General features: G+C 32.9%; 17 protein-coding genes. 10 read left to right on the forward strand and 7 right to left on the reverse strand.

The window, feature by feature from the left end; genetic code table 11:
* Positions 1 to 21: 21 nt before the first annotated feature.
* Positions 22 to 843, reverse strand: coding sequence for a polyphosphate kinase 2 (ppk2, locus tag SMGD1_RS09245; RefSeq protein ID WP_008336887.1), 822 nt, complete (start codon positions 841 to 843; stop codon positions 22 to 24).
* A 226-nt stretch (positions 844 to 1,069) separates the two neighbouring features.
* On the opposite strand from ppk2, the gene SMGD1_RS09250 reads away from it, so the two are divergent.
* From SMGD1_RS09250 to SMGD1_RS09280, 7 genes are all read left to right on the forward strand, one after another.
* Positions 1,070 to 2,050, forward strand: coding sequence for a DUF2156 domain-containing protein (locus SMGD1_RS09250; protein WP_008336348.1), 981 nt, complete (start codon positions 1,070 to 1,072; stop codon positions 2,048 to 2,050).
* Positions 2,047 to 2,508 (forward strand): ribosomal protein S18-alanine N-acetyltransferase, encoded by a 462-nt coding sequence (rimI, locus tag SMGD1_RS09255; protein WP_008336119.1) that lies wholly within the window; start codon positions 2,047 to 2,049, stop codon positions 2,506 to 2,508. Before SMGD1_RS09250 ends, rimI begins: the two co-directional genes overlap by 4 nt.
* Entirely contained in the window at positions 2,477 to 3,127 is a 651-nt protein-coding gene (locus SMGD1_RS09260) for a hypothetical protein (protein ID WP_008335830.1), read from the forward strand. The genes rimI and SMGD1_RS09260 overlap by 32 nt, the downstream gene beginning before the upstream one ends.
* A gap of 16 nt (positions 3,128 to 3,143) precedes the next feature.
* The gene (mgtE, locus tag SMGD1_RS09265) at positions 3,144 to 4,505 is read left to right on the forward strand and encodes a magnesium transporter (protein WP_008336892.1); all 1,362 of its coding nucleotides are present in this window, start codon (positions 3,144 to 3,146) and stop codon (positions 4,503 to 4,505) included.
* 30 nt (positions 4,506 to 4,535) lie between these two features.
* On the forward strand, positions 4,536 to 5,216 hold the full coding sequence (locus SMGD1_RS09270; protein ID WP_008336231.1) for a pseudouridine synthase: 681 nt from the start codon (positions 4,536 to 4,538) through the stop codon (positions 5,214 to 5,216).
* A gap of 52 nt (positions 5,217 to 5,268) precedes the next feature.
* On the forward strand, positions 5,269 to 6,009 hold the full coding sequence (locus tag SMGD1_RS09275; RefSeq protein ID WP_008335953.1) for a Gabija anti-defense Gad2 family protein: 741 nt from the start codon (positions 5,269 to 5,271) through the stop codon (positions 6,007 to 6,009).
* Positions 6,010 to 6,115: 106 nt separating this feature from the next.
* Positions 6,116 to 6,475, forward strand: a complete 360-nt coding sequence (locus SMGD1_RS09280; protein WP_008336673.1) for a hypothetical protein — start codon at positions 6,116 to 6,118, stop codon at positions 6,473 to 6,475.
* Between the two features lie 86 nt (positions 6,476 to 6,561).
* Here the strand turns inward: SMGD1_RS09280 and serS are convergent, their stop codons facing one another.
* Positions 6,562 to 7,812 carry a serine--tRNA ligase gene (gene serS / locus SMGD1_RS09285; protein WP_008335837.1) on the reverse strand — a complete coding sequence of 417 codons (1,251 nt, stop codon included), beginning with the start codon at positions 7,810 to 7,812 and terminating at the stop codon, positions 6,562 to 6,564.
* Between the two features lie 115 nt (positions 7,813 to 7,927).
* On the opposite strand from serS, the gene SMGD1_RS09290 reads away from it, so the two are divergent.
* Entirely contained in the window at positions 7,928 to 9,670 is a 1,743-nt protein-coding gene (locus SMGD1_RS09290) for an HD domain-containing phosphohydrolase (protein ID WP_008335570.1), read from the forward strand.
* On the opposite strand, the gene SMGD1_RS09295 is transcribed toward SMGD1_RS09290, so the two are convergent.
* On the reverse strand, positions 9,662 to 10,573 hold the full coding sequence (locus SMGD1_RS09295; protein WP_008341180.1) for a methylenetetrahydrofolate reductase: 912 nt from the start codon (positions 10,571 to 10,573) through the stop codon (positions 9,662 to 9,664). The genes SMGD1_RS09290 and SMGD1_RS09295 overlap by 9 nt on opposite strands.
* A 54-nt stretch (positions 10,574 to 10,627) precedes the next feature.
* On the opposite strand from SMGD1_RS09295, the gene serB reads away from it, so the two are divergent.
* Together serB and SMGD1_RS09305 are read left to right on the forward strand one after the other, a co-directional pair.
* Positions 10,628 to 11,251, forward strand: a complete 624-nt coding sequence (gene serB, locus SMGD1_RS09300; protein WP_008335642.1) for a phosphoserine phosphatase SerB — start codon at positions 10,628 to 10,630, stop codon at positions 11,249 to 11,251.
* Positions 11,251 to 11,571 (forward strand): hypothetical protein, encoded by a 321-nt coding sequence (locus SMGD1_RS09305; RefSeq protein WP_008337030.1) that lies wholly within the window; start codon positions 11,251 to 11,253, stop codon positions 11,569 to 11,571. The genes serB and SMGD1_RS09305 overlap by 1 nt, the downstream gene beginning before the upstream one ends.
* Before the next feature lie 48 nt (positions 11,572 to 11,619).
* On the opposite strand, the gene SMGD1_RS09310 is transcribed toward SMGD1_RS09305, so the two are convergent.
* The 4 genes from SMGD1_RS09310 to rpsF all read right to left on the reverse strand — a co-directional run bounded on the left by SMGD1_RS09310 (position 11,620) and on the right by rpsF (position 14,816).
* On the reverse strand, positions 11,620 to 13,332 hold the full coding sequence (locus tag SMGD1_RS09310; RefSeq protein WP_008335266.1) for an OmpA family protein: 1,713 nt from the start codon (positions 13,330 to 13,332) through the stop codon (positions 11,620 to 11,622).
* Between the two features lie 118 nt (positions 13,333 to 13,450).
* On the reverse strand, positions 13,451 to 13,714 hold the full coding sequence (rpsR, locus tag SMGD1_RS09315; protein ID WP_008336893.1) for a 30S ribosomal protein S18: 264 nt from the start codon (positions 13,712 to 13,714) through the stop codon (positions 13,451 to 13,453).
* Between the two features lie 24 nt (positions 13,715 to 13,738).
* Positions 13,739 to 14,329 carry a single-stranded DNA-binding protein gene (locus tag SMGD1_RS09320; RefSeq protein WP_008337020.1) on the reverse strand — a complete coding sequence of 197 codons (591 nt, stop codon included), beginning with the start codon at positions 14,327 to 14,329 and terminating at the stop codon, positions 13,739 to 13,741.
* 31 nt (positions 14,330 to 14,360) lie between these two features.
* Positions 14,361 to 14,816, reverse strand: a complete 456-nt coding sequence (rpsF, locus tag SMGD1_RS09325) for a 30S ribosomal protein S6 (RefSeq protein ID WP_008336807.1) — start codon at positions 14,814 to 14,816, stop codon at positions 14,361 to 14,363.
* Positions 14,817 to 14,923 lie beyond the last annotated feature (107 nt).

Consider the following 14,923-nt stretch of genomic DNA (forward strand, 5'->3'; position numbering starts at 1 on the left):
CAAATTTTGTCTTTTAATGTTTTACAATTTATCAATATTATTTAGCTTATGTATATCCATTAGTTTTAATTCTTGACTTGCCGTAAAAACAATTTTAGCATCAGGTGTTAAATCTATTGCGCGACTTTTTCCATCATATTCAATTTGACTTAAAATTAATTTCATTGTTTCTAATCTAGCTTTATGCTTATCACTTGAACGTATTACATACCATGGTGCTTTTTCATGGTTCGTCTGTTTTAACATATTGTACTTAGTTGTTGTAAATTGCTCCCACATACTTTGTGCTTGCAAGTCTATTTCACTTAACTTCCATTGACGTAGCGGGTCTGTACGGCGTTGTTCAAATCTTAAAGCTTGTTTTTCCTTTTTGACACTAAAATAAAGTTTTACAAGTACCGTTCCATGATCAACCATAGACTCTTCAAAGGGAACTACGTGTTTCATAAATATTTCATGTTCTTCTTCTGAGCAAAAATTAAAAACAGGCTCAACCATAGCTCGATTGTACCAACTTCTATCAAAAAGTACTACTTCTCCTCCATGTGGACAGTGTTTAACATATCTTTGAAAGTACCATTGTGTACGTTCTTCTTCGCTAGGACGACCTAAGGCTACAATTCTGTAATGTTTCGGATTTAGATACCTGCTTACACTGCCTATAACGCTCCCTTTACCTGCAGCATCACGACCTTCAAAAACAATGATAAGCTTGAGCTTATAACGTTCTATATGTTGTTGAAGTTTTACTAATTCTGCTTGATATTGCTCTAAAGCTATATTTTCTGAATAGTTTATCAGAGCCTCTTTTTGTTGCTCATTAGTTAAGTTTTCTATTTGCATATTACAGTCCATTGTAGATAAAAATAAATTATATGTGTTTATAATGAAACTATATCCTTTTTTTTAAATATTGTGAAAATATTTTAAAAATTATTTTTCAATTTCATCTATTTTTCAAAAAATAAACTTCTGAAATATGCTATTTAAGGGCATTGAAAAATTGCAACCGCAAAACTAAAAATTAGATGTATGATTCCATTTATATTTGTATTTATAAAGGAAATTTATGGCTAATTTAACAGTAAAAAAACAGACTCTCAAGCCTTTCACACTTGATTCAAAACCTATAATAGAAAAGTATCTTTCTAAGCTGGATGTAGATCTTAGTGACTATACTTTCGCGGCTAATTTTATATGGCTAGCTAACAGCAGCGGATTTTACGCAGTGATAAATAAATGTTTTTGTCTTTTTGTAATGACTGGTGGTGAGTTAACAATGTTATTGCCTCCTCTGGGAAAGAAAAAATATGTTACAGATGCAATGATACGCTGTTTTGAAATCATGAATGCAAATAACAGCTCTCCATATTATGCTCGTATAGATTATGTACAAGAATCTATGGTAGAAGAGTTTGTTCATTCTACTGATGAAGCAGAGAGTATGTTTGTAATGCTTGAACATTACATCGTAGAAAAAAAACTGGTTGATTATATCTACTCTGTTGACAGTTTGATTGAGCTTCGCGGTAACAGTTATCATACAAAGCGTACGGAGATAAATAAATTTACAAAATCTTATCCTGATCATATAATTGAGCCTCTTGATAGTATTAAGCATAAAGATGAGATTATGCACCTATTTAACAAATGGGTATCTGACAGAGTTAAATATATGCCAAAAGAGGAGGCTGAAGTTTTTTTAGAAGGTATTCACCAAGAGAGACATGCTGTTAAGCAGATGTTGAAAAATTATGAAGCTTTATCCCTTGTAGGCCTAGTAATATATATAAATGATGAGTTAAAAGGCTTCACCGTAGGTGAGCGAATCAATGATGATACTGCTACAGTAATTATTGAAAAGACAGACTTTGAAGTTCTTGGATGTGCGCAGTTTATCTTCCGCGAATTTTCTAAGATGCTTAAAGATCATTATGATGTGAAATATATAAATGTTGGTGACGACATGGGGTTTGAAAATCTTCGCAAGGTTAAAATGTCTTATCGTCCATTTAAACTTGTGCCTAAATATACAATTTATCAAAAATGATAATACGCAAGGCTGAGCCTCGTGATGCAGTAAAGCTTTATAAACTTGAGCAAGAACTTTTTGACATAGAGAATTATCCTCTGTCTAAAAGCTCATTTGCATATCATTTGCGCAATAATCTTCTATATATTGCAGAAGTAGAAGGGAATATCGCAGGTTATGTCTTAGTGCTAATAAAACGTGCTAATGCTAAGCTATATTCTATAGGAGTTAGTGAGGATTACAGAGGAAGAAAAATAGCAGTTAAGTTGATGGCAATAATTTCTAAGGAGTTAGTTTCTTTAGGTTTTAAAGTGATACTTCTGGAAGTTCGTGTAGATAATGAGATAGCGATAGCTTTGTATAAGAGACTAGGGTTTAATGTAAAAAAGAGACTTGAAGCCTTTTATCGTGATGGGTGTGATGCCTATCTTATGGAGTTAGAATATGGCACTGAAAAATTACAAGGCGCTCTTTAAAGAGCTTGGAAATAGTAAACTACTCAAGCTTCAAGTAACTGTACTGTTTTTTACTACTTATATAGATTGGGTTCTTATGCCTTTTATAGCAAAACTGGAAGGTCTGTATCTTCCTGTATTTGCAATAAGTTTTTATATGCTTCTTGGTGCTACTGATGGCTTGATTCAGCCGCTGTTTAAGAAGGTAAAAATTTATCGTATATACCTTTTTGTTATACTATTAGATTTAGTACAGATATGCAGTTATATGCTTGCTGAAGTGGATATATTGATATTCACATATATAATAATAACTATTTTCACTCTGCAAGCAATTACATTTGAGATTTCAAGGGTTCATACTATTGATTTTATGCAAGATGAAATAAATCTAAAAGATTACCTTATGCTACGTTCATTTGTTGTATCTAGTGCAATTATTGGTGGAGCTGTGACAGCTATGATACTTGACTATTTTGATGTAGATTTCAAATATGTACTATTGTCACTTGCAATACTTGGTGTCTTTGCAATATTTGTAGAGTATAAGTTATATGCAAAATTTAAAAAGATTGTTCAAACAGAAGAGACAATTATAGAGAGACAAAAAACATTATTAAATGAAAAAATAAACCTTTAAATCACAGGGAGATAAAATGAAATCATCATTGATAGAACTTATTGAAATACTTGAATATAAAGTTCAAAGATATATAGAGGGTTTTGACACAAATGTGCACCCATATGATATTGCTGAAATATTATTAGAGTTACGTGATTATGATGAAAATATTTATCTACAAGAGTTAGAAAAATTTCCTGAAGATCTTAAAGCATCTGTCCTTATTGAACTTCCAAAGCAGTGCCATGAAGAGTTTGTAGAGCATTTTACAACTAATGAACTTGCAGATATTACTAACACTCTTGATACAGATGATGCAGCTGAATTTATTCGTAATATAGAAGAGGTTGATGAGGATGTTGCTGAAGAAGTTTTACAAAATTTACCAAAAGAAGATCGTGATAATTTAGAAACATTAATATCGTTTGGAGAATATGAAGCTGGCTCATATATGCAAACGGAGCTTTTTTCAGCATTTATAGATGAGCAAGTCGGTGATTCTATAAGAAGGCTTAAAAGTTTAAAAGCTGCAAAAGAGTTAGATAGTGTTTATCAGGTCTATGTAATAAACAGAAAAAAAATATTTCTTGGTTCAATACCATTAGAAGACTTGATTCTACTGGGGCCAAATGTATATTATGAAGAGCTTGTTAAAGATGGTGTAAATACAGTAGCAGTAAATGCGTTAGATGATATTCATGATGTTGTTGAGGTGGCTTCAAACTATGATATGGGTGTTATTGCTGTAGTAGATTCAAAAGGTAAACTACTTGGACGTATTACATCTGATGATATTTATGACATAATTGAAGATCGTGCTACAGGGCAGCTTTATAATCTTGCCGGTGTTAGTGATGAGGCAGAACAGGAAGAGAGTCTGCTTAACATTGGTAAGCATCGTGCATTCTGGCTTGGCATAAATCTTCTGACGGCTATTGCTGCATCTGTTGTTATTGGGCTGTTTGATACAACATTACAATCGTTTGTCGCCTTAGCAGTGTTAATGCCAATTGTTGCATCTATGGGTGGTAATGCTGGAACACAAACACTTACAGTAACAGTAAGACAAATGGCACTTGGAGATATTAGTGATGATGACGCGAAAAAGACAATAAAAAAAGAGGTTTATTTGTCGCTAATGAATGGGAGTATCTTTGCAGTTACTATAGGTCTTATTGCATGGGTGTGGTTTTCTATACCATTGCTTGGTGTTGTTATAGCAATTTCAATGGTCGTAAATCTTATAACCGCAGGTTTTTTTGGAGCATTAATACCTTTGCTTCTTAAAAAAGCAGATATTGATCCAGCTGTCGGATCTTCTGTATTACTGACAACAGTTACAGATATAGTTGGTTTTTTTAGTTTTCTAGGACTTGCAACAATAATTTTGCTTTAACATGATAAGATTTCTCAAAAAGTAGTATAGATGCAAAATAGTTATAAGAGGGTAGATGCTCATCTTTCAAGTTTGGGATATTGCTCAAGAAGTGAAGCTAAAAAATTTCTAAAGATATTTCAAGTTCGCGTCAATGGAGAGAGAGTATTTGATACAAACAAAAAGGTATATCATAATGATATAATCATTGATGAAATAGTTCTTGACCCTGAAACATTAACTGTTTTGATGCATAAACCCAGTGGTATAATCTGCTCTCATGATGATGTTGGAGTCCTTATATACTCTCTTTTACCAGAGCGTTGGCAAAAAAGAAATCCTAAGCTATCAACTATAGGAAGGCTTGACGGTGATACAACAGGGGCAATTTTACTTACAGATGATGGAGCTCTAAATCATCGTCTAACAAGTCCAAAAAGTGATATATCAAAATTATATGAAGTTACACTTGCCCAGCCGTTGAAAGGGAATGAAGCAGAAATATTTACAAGCGGAACGCTTATCTTAAGGGGTGAAAAAAAACCGCTTCTTCCTGCAAAAATGAATGTTATCAGTGAATCTGTTGTTCACTTAGAGATTAGTGAAGGAAAATACCACCAAGTTAAACGTATGTTTGCAGCTGTAGGCAACAAAGTAACCGCACTGCATAGAGTAAGTTTTGGAAAATACAGTATAGAAAATCTTGCAATTGGTGAGTATAAAATCCTTTAAATAATTAAATGGTACAATAATTGAATTTAAGTATCTTTAATTTGGAGAATTTATGATTTACGATTTTTGGAAAGATTATGAGGAGTTGCTTTCCTACGAACAAGCATCCCTTCTTGATTACCGACTAGATAATATAGCAATCAAGCTAAATACGTTTCTTCAGCGATTGATCATACAAAATATAAAAAAAAGAGAGATTAAATTTTTTCTAGCAGGTTCCTGCCTGAAAGCTGACACGTTCAGAGATTTGGATATATTTTTCCCATCTAATGAAGATCGAGAACTTGTTAACAGCGCCATGAATCAAGACTATTTTGAGTATGAGAACAACTCATATACATACAGGTATAAAAGTGAGCTTTACCAGCTTGTTTTTCGAGAAAGATTTAAAGACGCTTCTCTAAAAGAACTTGTGGACGGATTTGATTTTGATTCAACCAAGATAGCCTTTGAATGTAACTATGACACAAAAAAAAGACTCTTTACTATTGTAGGGTGCGATATGAGAATAGAGTTTGTTAACTATATTAATACAAGAGTAAATCATCTCTCAAAAGTAAGTATTAACCCTTTCGTATCACTTCAGCGTGCTATTTACTTTTTAAAACGTGGTGATGATGTTCCCTATGATGTCTTTCTCCAGGTGTGTTCAAAAATTGCAGATTTAAAAGTGGAAAAAAGTGAAGATTTATCAGTTTATTTTAAAAATTTGCAGGGAAATCCGAATAAATTAACTAACATTAAAGAAGCAATTACAAATTATATTGAGGATCAAAAAGATAATCATCAATAAAACTTAAGCTTATAAACTTAATTTTAAACTAATAAAGTTATTAGTATCTTTTTAATAAACTATTTAGATAATTTTAATAATTAATATCAATTGATAGGAGGATGTTATGAATAAGATTTTAAAATATGACAATTTAACAGATAGGTTTCCTCACTTACAGGATGGATTATGCAATGCTATTCAAAATGAATTTTTAGAGATTAAAAAGGTTAATTATACATGCCCCACTTATGCAAAAGCATGTAAGAAGTATCCTAAATTAGAATATGCAGATTGTGTTATATACTCTCCATTTATGGATAAAAAAAACCATGACTATGAGACTTTTATTTTTATTGATAGTCAAGGAGGAATTTTAGAGCATATTTGTGATCGTAATTTGAATTTATATGGAATGCTTGAAAATGTAAATAGATTATTTGTTAATACTGAATATGAAATAGATAGGAAAAATGCAGAAGCATAAATTATATAATAATCTTTTTTTAAATAAAATTAAAAAGTGGCTGAAAATAGACAGCCACTTTGCACAATACCCTCTAAAATATTAAATTACATCCCTAAATAAGGTTTTAAAACTTCAGGAATATCTATAGAACCATCTTCGTTTTGGTAATTTTCCATAATAGCTACAAGTGTACGTCCTACAGCTAGAGAAGAGCCGTTTAGTGTATGGACAATAGAATTTTTATTTCCATCTTTAAAACGGATTTTTGCACGTCTTGCTTGAAAATCTCTAGTGTTTGAGATTGAAGAGATTTCTCTGTATTGGTTTTGTCCTGGCAACCAGACCTCAATATCTGTAGTGTGAGCAGCTGAAAAACCTAAATCTCCTGTACAAAGATTAACAATTCTGTGTGGAAGTTCAAGTGCAGTTAAAATATCAGATGCACACTCTACCATCTCATCAAATATAACTTCACTCTCATCAGGTTTTGACAGAGCAACTAACTCAACTTTATGAAACTGGTGCTGTCTGATCATTCCACGTGTGTCACGACCCGCAGCACCTGCTTCTTTTCTAAAACATGATGTATATGCAGTCATCTTTTTAGGTAACTCGTCTGCTGATAAAATCTCATCTTGATAGAGATTTGTTACTGGAACTTCTGCTGTTGGGATTAAGAAAAGTTCTTGACCATCAATCTTGTAAAGATCATCCTCAAACTTAGGAAGCTGACCTGTTCCTTCTAATGCTGTACGGTTAACAAGTGCAGGAACACTAACTTCTTCAAACCCTCTTTTAGAGTTGAAGTTAAGCATGAAGTTAATTAGTGCACGTTCAAGTTTAGCACCCATTCCAAAAGATACACTAAAACGACTTGTAGCTAGTTTTACACCACGTTCAAAGTCTATCCAACCATTTTCCTCAGCTAACTCCCAGTGCTCTTTAGGTGTAAAGCTGAACTCTTTAGGAGTTAGAACTTTTTTTATCTCTATGTTGTCATTTTCATCTTCACCGTCTGGAACGTTATCATCTGGCATATTTGGAATGGACATAGCTATATTTTCTAATTCTTCTTGGCAAGTTCTTTGAATTTCTAGTGCTTCATTTATTACGATTTTATTAGCATCTACTCTCTGTTTGAGTTCGCTTATATCTTTACCTTCTCTTTTGTAAATACCGAACTCTTTACTCATAGAGTTTTGTAGTGCTTGAAGTGTTTCAAAGCTTGATTTTGCTTTTTTTAACTCTTCATTTTTTGTCTTTAATTTTTCAATTAGTGCAGCACCTACACCTTTACGAATTAGCTTAGCACTAACCGTGTCAAAATCTTTTTGTAGTAACTTTAAATCAATCATATATTTCCTAATAAATTTGGCATAAAATAATAGTGTGATTATATCAAAATATAAACCAAAACCTCATATAACGCTTTCCTGGTAATTGTTGTATAATACAATATGAGGACATCTGATGGGGTATAGGGCACATTTTATAAATAAAGTTGTTTATGCTGTTATTCTGGTGTGGACTATTTTAATGTTAAGTGCAGCAGTTGTTTTAATGTATCAAGATTATGCTTATGCAAATGTTTTAGCAAAACATGAAGCTGTTGTCAGTGTTAACAAAGACTTAGCATATAGATCTTGGGTGGCTTCACACGGTGGAGTATATGTGCCAATAACAGATAAAACCCTTCCAAACACATATCTTTCACACATAAAAAATCGTGATGTAAACACGTCAGCATCTCAGCAATTAACTCTTATGAACCCAGCATATACTCTATCTCAAATGATGAAAGACTACTCAGAACTTTATGGAACTAAAGGACATATCACTAGTAGAATTCTTATGAATCCTAAAAATAAGCCAGACTCTTGGGAAGAAAAAGCATTGGAAGATGTTGAAATAACGAGAGAGGCGGTGTATGAAAAAGCGATTATTGACTCAGAGGAGTATTTTCGTTATTTAAGTCCTCTTGTAACGGAGAAATCATGTCTGAAGTGTCATGCATTTCAAGGTTATAAAATTGGTGATATTCGTGGTGGTGTCTCTGTTTCTATCCCAATGAAAAAGTTTTATGAAGAAGCATTTTCACATTCAGTAGTTAATGCGAGTGTAATTATCATAATATATTTATTGGGCTTAGGTGTGATCTTTTATGGAAGAAGAAAAACAAGAGAAATTTTAGAGGATAAGATTAAAGATTATGAACAACATATATTTTCTTTAGTAAATATCATAGAAACGAGAGATAGTTATACGGCTGGGCATACACAAAGAGTGGCAAAATACTCAGTTCTAATTGCAAAAGAGATGGGCTTTAATGAAGAAAAAGTAGATGATATGTATAGAGCTTGTATGCTCCATGATATAGGAAAAATTTCAACGCCTGATTCTATTCTTTTAAAACCAGGCAAGTTAAATGCTCTAGAATATGAAATTATTAAAGAGCACGTTGTTGTTAGTTATGAGCTTTTAAGTAATGTAGATATATATAAAGAAATTGCTGAAATAGTTCGTCATCATCACGAACACTATGACGGTAGCGGTTATCCACAAGGTCTTAAAGGTGATGAGATTCCAATACTCTCTCAAATCATGACAGTTGCAGATGCTTTTGATGCTATGACTACCAACAGAATATATAAACCTAGAAAAAGTGTAAAAGAAGCTATCAAAGAGTTGAATGCATTGTCATCTAAACAGTTCAGCACACAGATAGTCAATGCGGCTACTATAGCACTAGAAGATATTGAAATTGAGATGTCAATAACACAACGACCAAAAAGTAAAATAGAACGAGAGCGATTTGCATACTTTTATAAAGACCAAGTAACTGGTATATATAATAAAGAGTACTTGGAATTTGTTTTAGCGTACAATCATTCAGATGAGTTTGATATGAAGTATGCAAGCGGAGTCTATTTACATAGTTTTAATCAGTACAATAAAAAATATGGCTGGGCTGAGGGTGATAAACTTCTTAAAAAATTTGCAAAAATACTCGATGGTAGTGGTCGTAATGACTTAGTTTTTAGAATTTATGGCGATGATTTTGTAATTTTAAACAAACAACAAATTGAGATTGAAAGTTACATATCAAATTTAGAAGAAGTTTTAATTGATACAGGTATTACAATAACATACAGACATTTTGATATGCGAGAAAAAGATATCAAAAATATCCATGATTTAGAAGAATTACTTTAAAATATCTTTTGCCAGTGTAAATTGGTTTGCAGTCATTAAATGAATCTTTGGATGGTACGCTTTAAGAGAATCGAATAGATTTTTACTAAGCTCAAATCCAACTTTATACTCTTCTTCTACGCCTTTTTCATTAGCGATCCTTAAAGCTTCTATCCAACTATCAGGAACATTGATTCCTGGAACATGTGCGGATAAAAACTGTGCAGTGCGCAGTTTAGTAATAGGAAAGATTCCTAAAATAAGTTCAGCACTCTTATTTTCACTGCCAAATTCACGATTTGCTGCTTCTTTTAGTTCAAGTAACTGTTTTGCATTTTCTAAATCATAAACAGGCTGAGTAATTATTCCTATTGCTCCGTGTTTGATTTTCTTCTGCATCTTTTTTTGTAATGTTTTTGGATTTTTTGCATAAGAATTTACAACAGCAAATGGATAAATCTCTCTTGGCTTAAAAGCGAGAGGTTTTCCAGCATAGTCCATACCTGAGTTAAAAGCACTTATGATATCAAGTAAAAGAGAGCTGTCTGCTTCAAACACACCTTTGGCATGAGGTTGGTCGGAGATTGTCGCAGGATCGCCAGTAAGTGCTAATATAGCTCTAATATCAACTTCATTTGCTCCAAGAAGATCAGACTGAAGTGCGATCTTGTTCCTATCTCTCATGCTCATAGTTGCAATAACTGGTTTGTTAAATCTATCTTGAAGCATTTTTGCTGCAAAAAGAGAGTTGTATTTTAATTTAGCAAGCGGGTTGTCCGTCGTTGAAAAACCATCTACATAATTTTGTAGTTCTAACTCTTCTATTTTGTCTATGATAGGAGAGAAGACCGGTGAATGTCCAGGTGTAGTCTCAAGTGTAATATATGTGTCGTTTTTTAGTTTATTTATCAGTTTATCAAACAAAAAAAATCCTAAGTGGGTATAATTGCGACATTATAACAAAAGTGAGTGATATAGATGCTAAAACTAGCTGTATTTGATTTTGATTCAACTTTAATGGATGGAGAAACAATTGATTTCTTCGCTGAGGAGTTAGGACTAGGTGAAAAAGTTAGCCGTATAACCGAAGAAGCGATGTCCGGAAGACTTGATTTTTTTGAGTCTCTGCAACAAAGAGTTGGACTTTTAAAGGGACTTGACTATAGTGTTGTTGAGAAAATAAGTCAAAATCTACCATATATGCCAGGTGCTATAGAGACTATCGCAGAGCTTAAAAAAAGAGGCATAAAAGTAGTATGTTTTAGTGGTGGTTTTAGAAGTGCAACAGGCTATGCAAAAGATATCTTAGGCTACGATGCAGACTTCTCAAATGTACTGCACCAAAAAGATGGAAAACTTACTGGACTTGTTGGAGGAGATATGATGTTTAACTTCTCTAAAGGTGATATGTTGCAAAGATTACAAGGCATCTTAGGTGTTAGTAAAGAAGAAACATTAGTATGTGGTGATGGAGCAAATGACCTTAGTATGTTTGCACACGCTGGAACAAGAGTCGCTTTTTGTGCAAGAGAAATCTTAGAAAAAGAAGCAAATATAATAATAAAAGAAAAAAATTTAACACTAATATTGGAGAAAATATAATGCTAGAAAGCTCAGTGTGGAGACAGTACAATAACGAAAATAATTTTAGACAGATGATTGCAAGATTTTGTAAAATGGATATTGAAATACTTATTGAAGATGATAAACTCTTATATGGAGTTTTAAAAGCTAAACTTACAAAAAAAGAGTTGAAACTTTTTGCAATGGATAGCGCACAGATAGAAAATGATGAGCTTAAATCTGAACTTTCTTTAAATGATGAAGAGCTTGAAAAGGCAAAATTTAAATTATATAAGAAACTAAAACAAGATAAAGTTCGTTTGAGTTTTAGAGAATCTGCTTTAACATTTGACGCATAAGCGCTTAATAAATAACTAAACTTTTGTTTACGCGCTTTGCGCGTAAAACTACTTCAAAATAATTTTAAATGAGACTCTTCTAGATTTTTCTCTATTCTCATTCTCACTTCTCATAATCTTTTTAGAGTAACTAAGACCACTCCCTTTTAAAATATTTGTAAGCCAAATTTGTTTTTTCAAATCTTGATTTTTAAATATATGACTAAGTGTAGAGTAAGAACGGTTCATAGATAGCTTTTCATTTTTAAGATATCTGCTTGTGAAATTATCACCATTCCATTCACTAGATGTATGCCCATTTATCTCTAAAGTATTAATATACTCTTGTGTCCTATGTAGAAACGGGATTAGTTTAGTTGAAAACTTATCTAAATAGATTTTTTGTTTATCTGTTAGTTCATACTGAGAAACTTTAAAGTAGAGTGCACTATCCATAAACTCTATGCTTAAATCTTCTTTGATTATCATCTTCCCAGATGCTATCTCATCTTTAAAAAGTTTTACAAGTTCTTCGTATATGTTTACGCTATTTATTGATTTTTGGGCGATGGTTGCATCTCTATTTAATTTAACTACCCACATATTAGATTCTTGTGAGTCCTTATATGTATATATTCCAGCCGCTGCAGCTTGGGAGTTATGAAGTATCGTAACGGCATTAAAAATATCATAGTTTTCTTCACCGTAGTGCTCTTGATGAAGCATATCAAGTCCACTGTCTAGCATCATAACTAATGCATCAGTATTGTATGTATCATTTACATAGCCAACTCCGACAAGAGAGCCATCTGAATACTCTTTAATATCTTTGAGGCCACTTGAATATGCCGTATGAATTTTTTGATCTATAAGTACATTCTTTTGCAAGTCAAATTTAATAAGTCTAATCTGCTCTTTTTTCATCTCATCTTTTTGAGTAAGAGAAACTAAAAAATTGTTATCTCTTAGTTTAATAATTTTATATGGAGTAATAACTTCATCTGCCATATAATGCTTAAGCCAAACCTTATTTCCATTTTCAGTTATACGCATAAGAGTAACATTCTTGTTATTCTCATAACTAGTAGTGCTTAAAACTAATATAGAGCCATCAAATGCCTCCACGGCATCAATTCCTCTATCATCATATTGGGTACCATACTTTTTGCTCCAAAGCTTTCTTCCATCTTTTGAAAAGCGTGTTAAGTAGATGTCATTAAGTCCAAGCCCAGTTTCAAATAAACCGTCATGTGTAGAGCGAGAAGTGATTGAAGAACCGATAGCTAAAACACCACCGTCGCTTAGTTTAACTAGATTGTTCATTCTGTCATAATTTTTTGTTCCAAATGACTTGTTAAAAATAATATTGCCATTAGAATCAAGTTTTAATATTATAAGTGAGCCATCAAGTGTATATCCACCAACGAAATATCCATTTGAGGGTGTTTTAATTACAGCAATAGCTTCGCTAAAACTGGACATCTTTGTTGCTTTATTAAGTGTTAGGTTTGCATATTTATCTATCTTCACTAGCTGCATCTGAGGGCCATGTGCATCAGCTACACTAGATAAATAATCAAAAGCATTTGTGTATGTATTAGATTGGTTATTAGAAGATTGTTTGTACTCTCTGGAAAAACCAACAGCACTTATCTGTCTATCATAGTCTTGAGTGATATCAAGCAGAGCATCATTAAATGGCTTGTTTATCACAACTGAAAAATCAGAACCTTTTGAATAGAGGGAAGTTAGTAGTAAAAATAAAATGATAAAAATGCGCATATAACTACTTTTTTACTAAGTATAAGCAAAAAATATTCCTAGTTTTAGTAGAAGTTAGTGTTGATAGATTATTAAAGGAATTTAATTAAAAGTGGTGCAGAAACTGCACCAAAAAAACCTATCTTAGGTTTTCGAATGGTGCAGTTACAACTGCTTTTCTAGTTACAGTATAAGGAACTAATGCTGCTGCACGAGCTCTTTTAATTACTACTGTAATCATGTCTTGGTGACGTTTACAGTTTCCAGTAAGACGACGAGGCATGATTTTATAACGCTCAGAAAGAGAGAAACGTAGTGCTCCTACTTCTTTGTAGTCCATAAAATCAACTTTTGATTCACAATATTTACAATATCTTTTTTTGTATTTTCTTTTTTCAGCCATGTTATTTCCTTTATTATCTATTTTCTAAAATGGAATTTCATCTTCATCGATGTCGATCACAGGAACAGAATCACTACTTGGCATCTGGCGACTTTGAGCATTCGCTTGTTGTTGTCCATAACCATTTCCACCACTCGGTTGCTTATAGCTTTGCGTTTGTTGACTCTGAGGTTCATTATTACCATAGCTTGGTTGCTGTTGGTAACTTTGTGTTTGCTGACCTTGAGGCTGATTATAGCTCTGCGCATCATTATTTTGTGCAGGAGCTTGGTATCCACCACCTTGATTGTCACCTTTCGAGTCTAGCATCTGCATAGTTTCAACTGTTACAGAGTGTTTAGAGCGTTTTTGTCCATTTTGATCTGCCCATTGTTCAAAGTTAAGTCTTCCTTCAACTAGGATTTTACTCCCTTTACGAAGGTATTGGTTAGCAACTTCTGCGCTTCTAGCAAAGAAAGTGATATCTACAAAACATATTTCCTCTTTCTTTTCACCATTTACAGTGAATTTGCGGCTAGTTGCAATAGCAGTTTTTGCTATTCCCATACCACCTTGAGAGTATCTAAGTTCGATATCTCTAGTTAAGTTTCCAACTAATATTACTTTATTAAACATGAGCTTTCCTTAATTTATTAGGCTTTGCTGATTACTCAGCTGCCGCTTCAACTGCTACTGGAGTTTCTTCAACTGCAGTTACTTCTACTGGAGCTTCTTCAGTTACAGGTGCTTCTTCTACTGGAGTTTCCTCTTTAGCTGGTGCTGCTGCTTTTCTCTGAGCTTTTTCAACTAATTTGTTCCATGCAATTATTTCACGGTTTGTGTCATATTTGATAGTTACAAAACGAAGAAGATCTTCATTAATACGGAAACGTCTTTCGATTTCACTAATTGCAGATGGAGCAATAGAGTAATAGATAACATGGTAGTAACCACGCTCGTTTTTATTTATTGGGTATGCTAATTTTCTCATTCCCATTGAATCTGTAGTAGCTATTTCGCCACCGTTAGAAGTTATTACTTCTTCAATAGCTTTGATGCTACTTTGAATTTCTTCAGCTGTAAATGTTGGTTTAACGATAACTAAGTTTTCGTAGTTTCTCATAGAGTATAATCTCCTTTTGGTATTTGACTTAAAGTCATTGTTTCCCTTTCGGATGTGTATATATCACTAGTTTATTAGTAATACAAAGAGAAAGGAACGCGGGATTA

This window comes from Sulfurimonas gotlandica GD1 (genome assembly GCF_000242915.1).
GTDB classification, from domain to species: Bacteria; Campylobacterota; Campylobacteria; order Campylobacterales; family Sulfurimonadaceae; genus Sulfurimonas; species Sulfurimonas gotlandica.

Bases quoted from the DNA above. Each gene is read 5' to 3' on its own strand.
- SMGD1_RS09275 (WP_008335953.1), top strand. From the start codon at position 5,269: ATGATTTACGATTTTTGGAAAGATTATGAGGAGTTGCTTTCCTACGAA.
- serS (WP_008335837.1), bottom strand. From the start codon at position 7,812: ATGATTGATTTAAAGTTACTACAAAAAGATTTTGACACGGTTAGTGCT.
- SMGD1_RS09305 (WP_008337030.1), top strand. From the start codon at position 11,251: ATGCTAGAAAGCTCAGTGTGGAGACAGTACAATAACGAAAATAATTTT.
- serB (WP_008335642.1), top strand. From the start codon at position 10,628: ATGCTAAAACTAGCTGTATTTGATTTTGATTCAACTTTAATGGATGGA.
- SMGD1_RS09260 (WP_008335830.1), top strand. From the start codon at position 2,477: ATGGCACTGAAAAATTACAAGGCGCTCTTTAAAGAGCTTGGAAATAGT.
- SMGD1_RS09310 (WP_008335266.1), bottom strand. From the start codon at position 13,332: ATGCGCATTTTTATCATTTTATTTTTACTACTAACTTCCCTCTATTCA.
- rimI (WP_008336119.1), top strand. From the start codon at position 2,047: ATGATAATACGCAAGGCTGAGCCTCGTGATGCAGTAAAGCTTTATAAA.
- SMGD1_RS09290 (WP_008335570.1), top strand. From the start codon at position 7,928: ATGGGGTATAGGGCACATTTTATAAATAAAGTTGTTTATGCTGTTATT.
- SMGD1_RS09250 (WP_008336348.1), top strand. From the start codon at position 1,070: ATGGCTAATTTAACAGTAAAAAAACAGACTCTCAAGCCTTTCACACTT.
- SMGD1_RS09270 (WP_008336231.1), top strand. From the start codon at position 4,536: ATGCAAAATAGTTATAAGAGGGTAGATGCTCATCTTTCAAGTTTGGGA.
- mgtE (WP_008336892.1), top strand. From the start codon at position 3,144: ATGAAATCATCATTGATAGAACTTATTGAAATACTTGAATATAAAGTT.
- SMGD1_RS09280 (WP_008336673.1), top strand. From the start codon at position 6,116: ATGAATAAGATTTTAAAATATGACAATTTAACAGATAGGTTTCCTCAC.
- rpsR (WP_008336893.1), bottom strand. From the start codon at position 13,714: ATGGCTGAAAAAAGAAAATACAAAAAAAGATATTGTAAATATTGTGAA.
- SMGD1_RS09320 (WP_008337020.1), bottom strand. From the start codon at position 14,329: ATGTTTAATAAAGTAATATTAGTTGGAAACTTAACTAGAGATATCGAA.
- rpsF (WP_008336807.1), bottom strand. From the start codon at position 14,816: ATGAGAAACTACGAAAACTTAGTTATCGTTAAACCAACATTTACAGCT.
- ppk2 (WP_008336887.1), bottom strand. From the start codon at position 843: ATGCAAATAGAAAACTTAACTAATGAGCAACAAAAAGAGGCTCTGATA.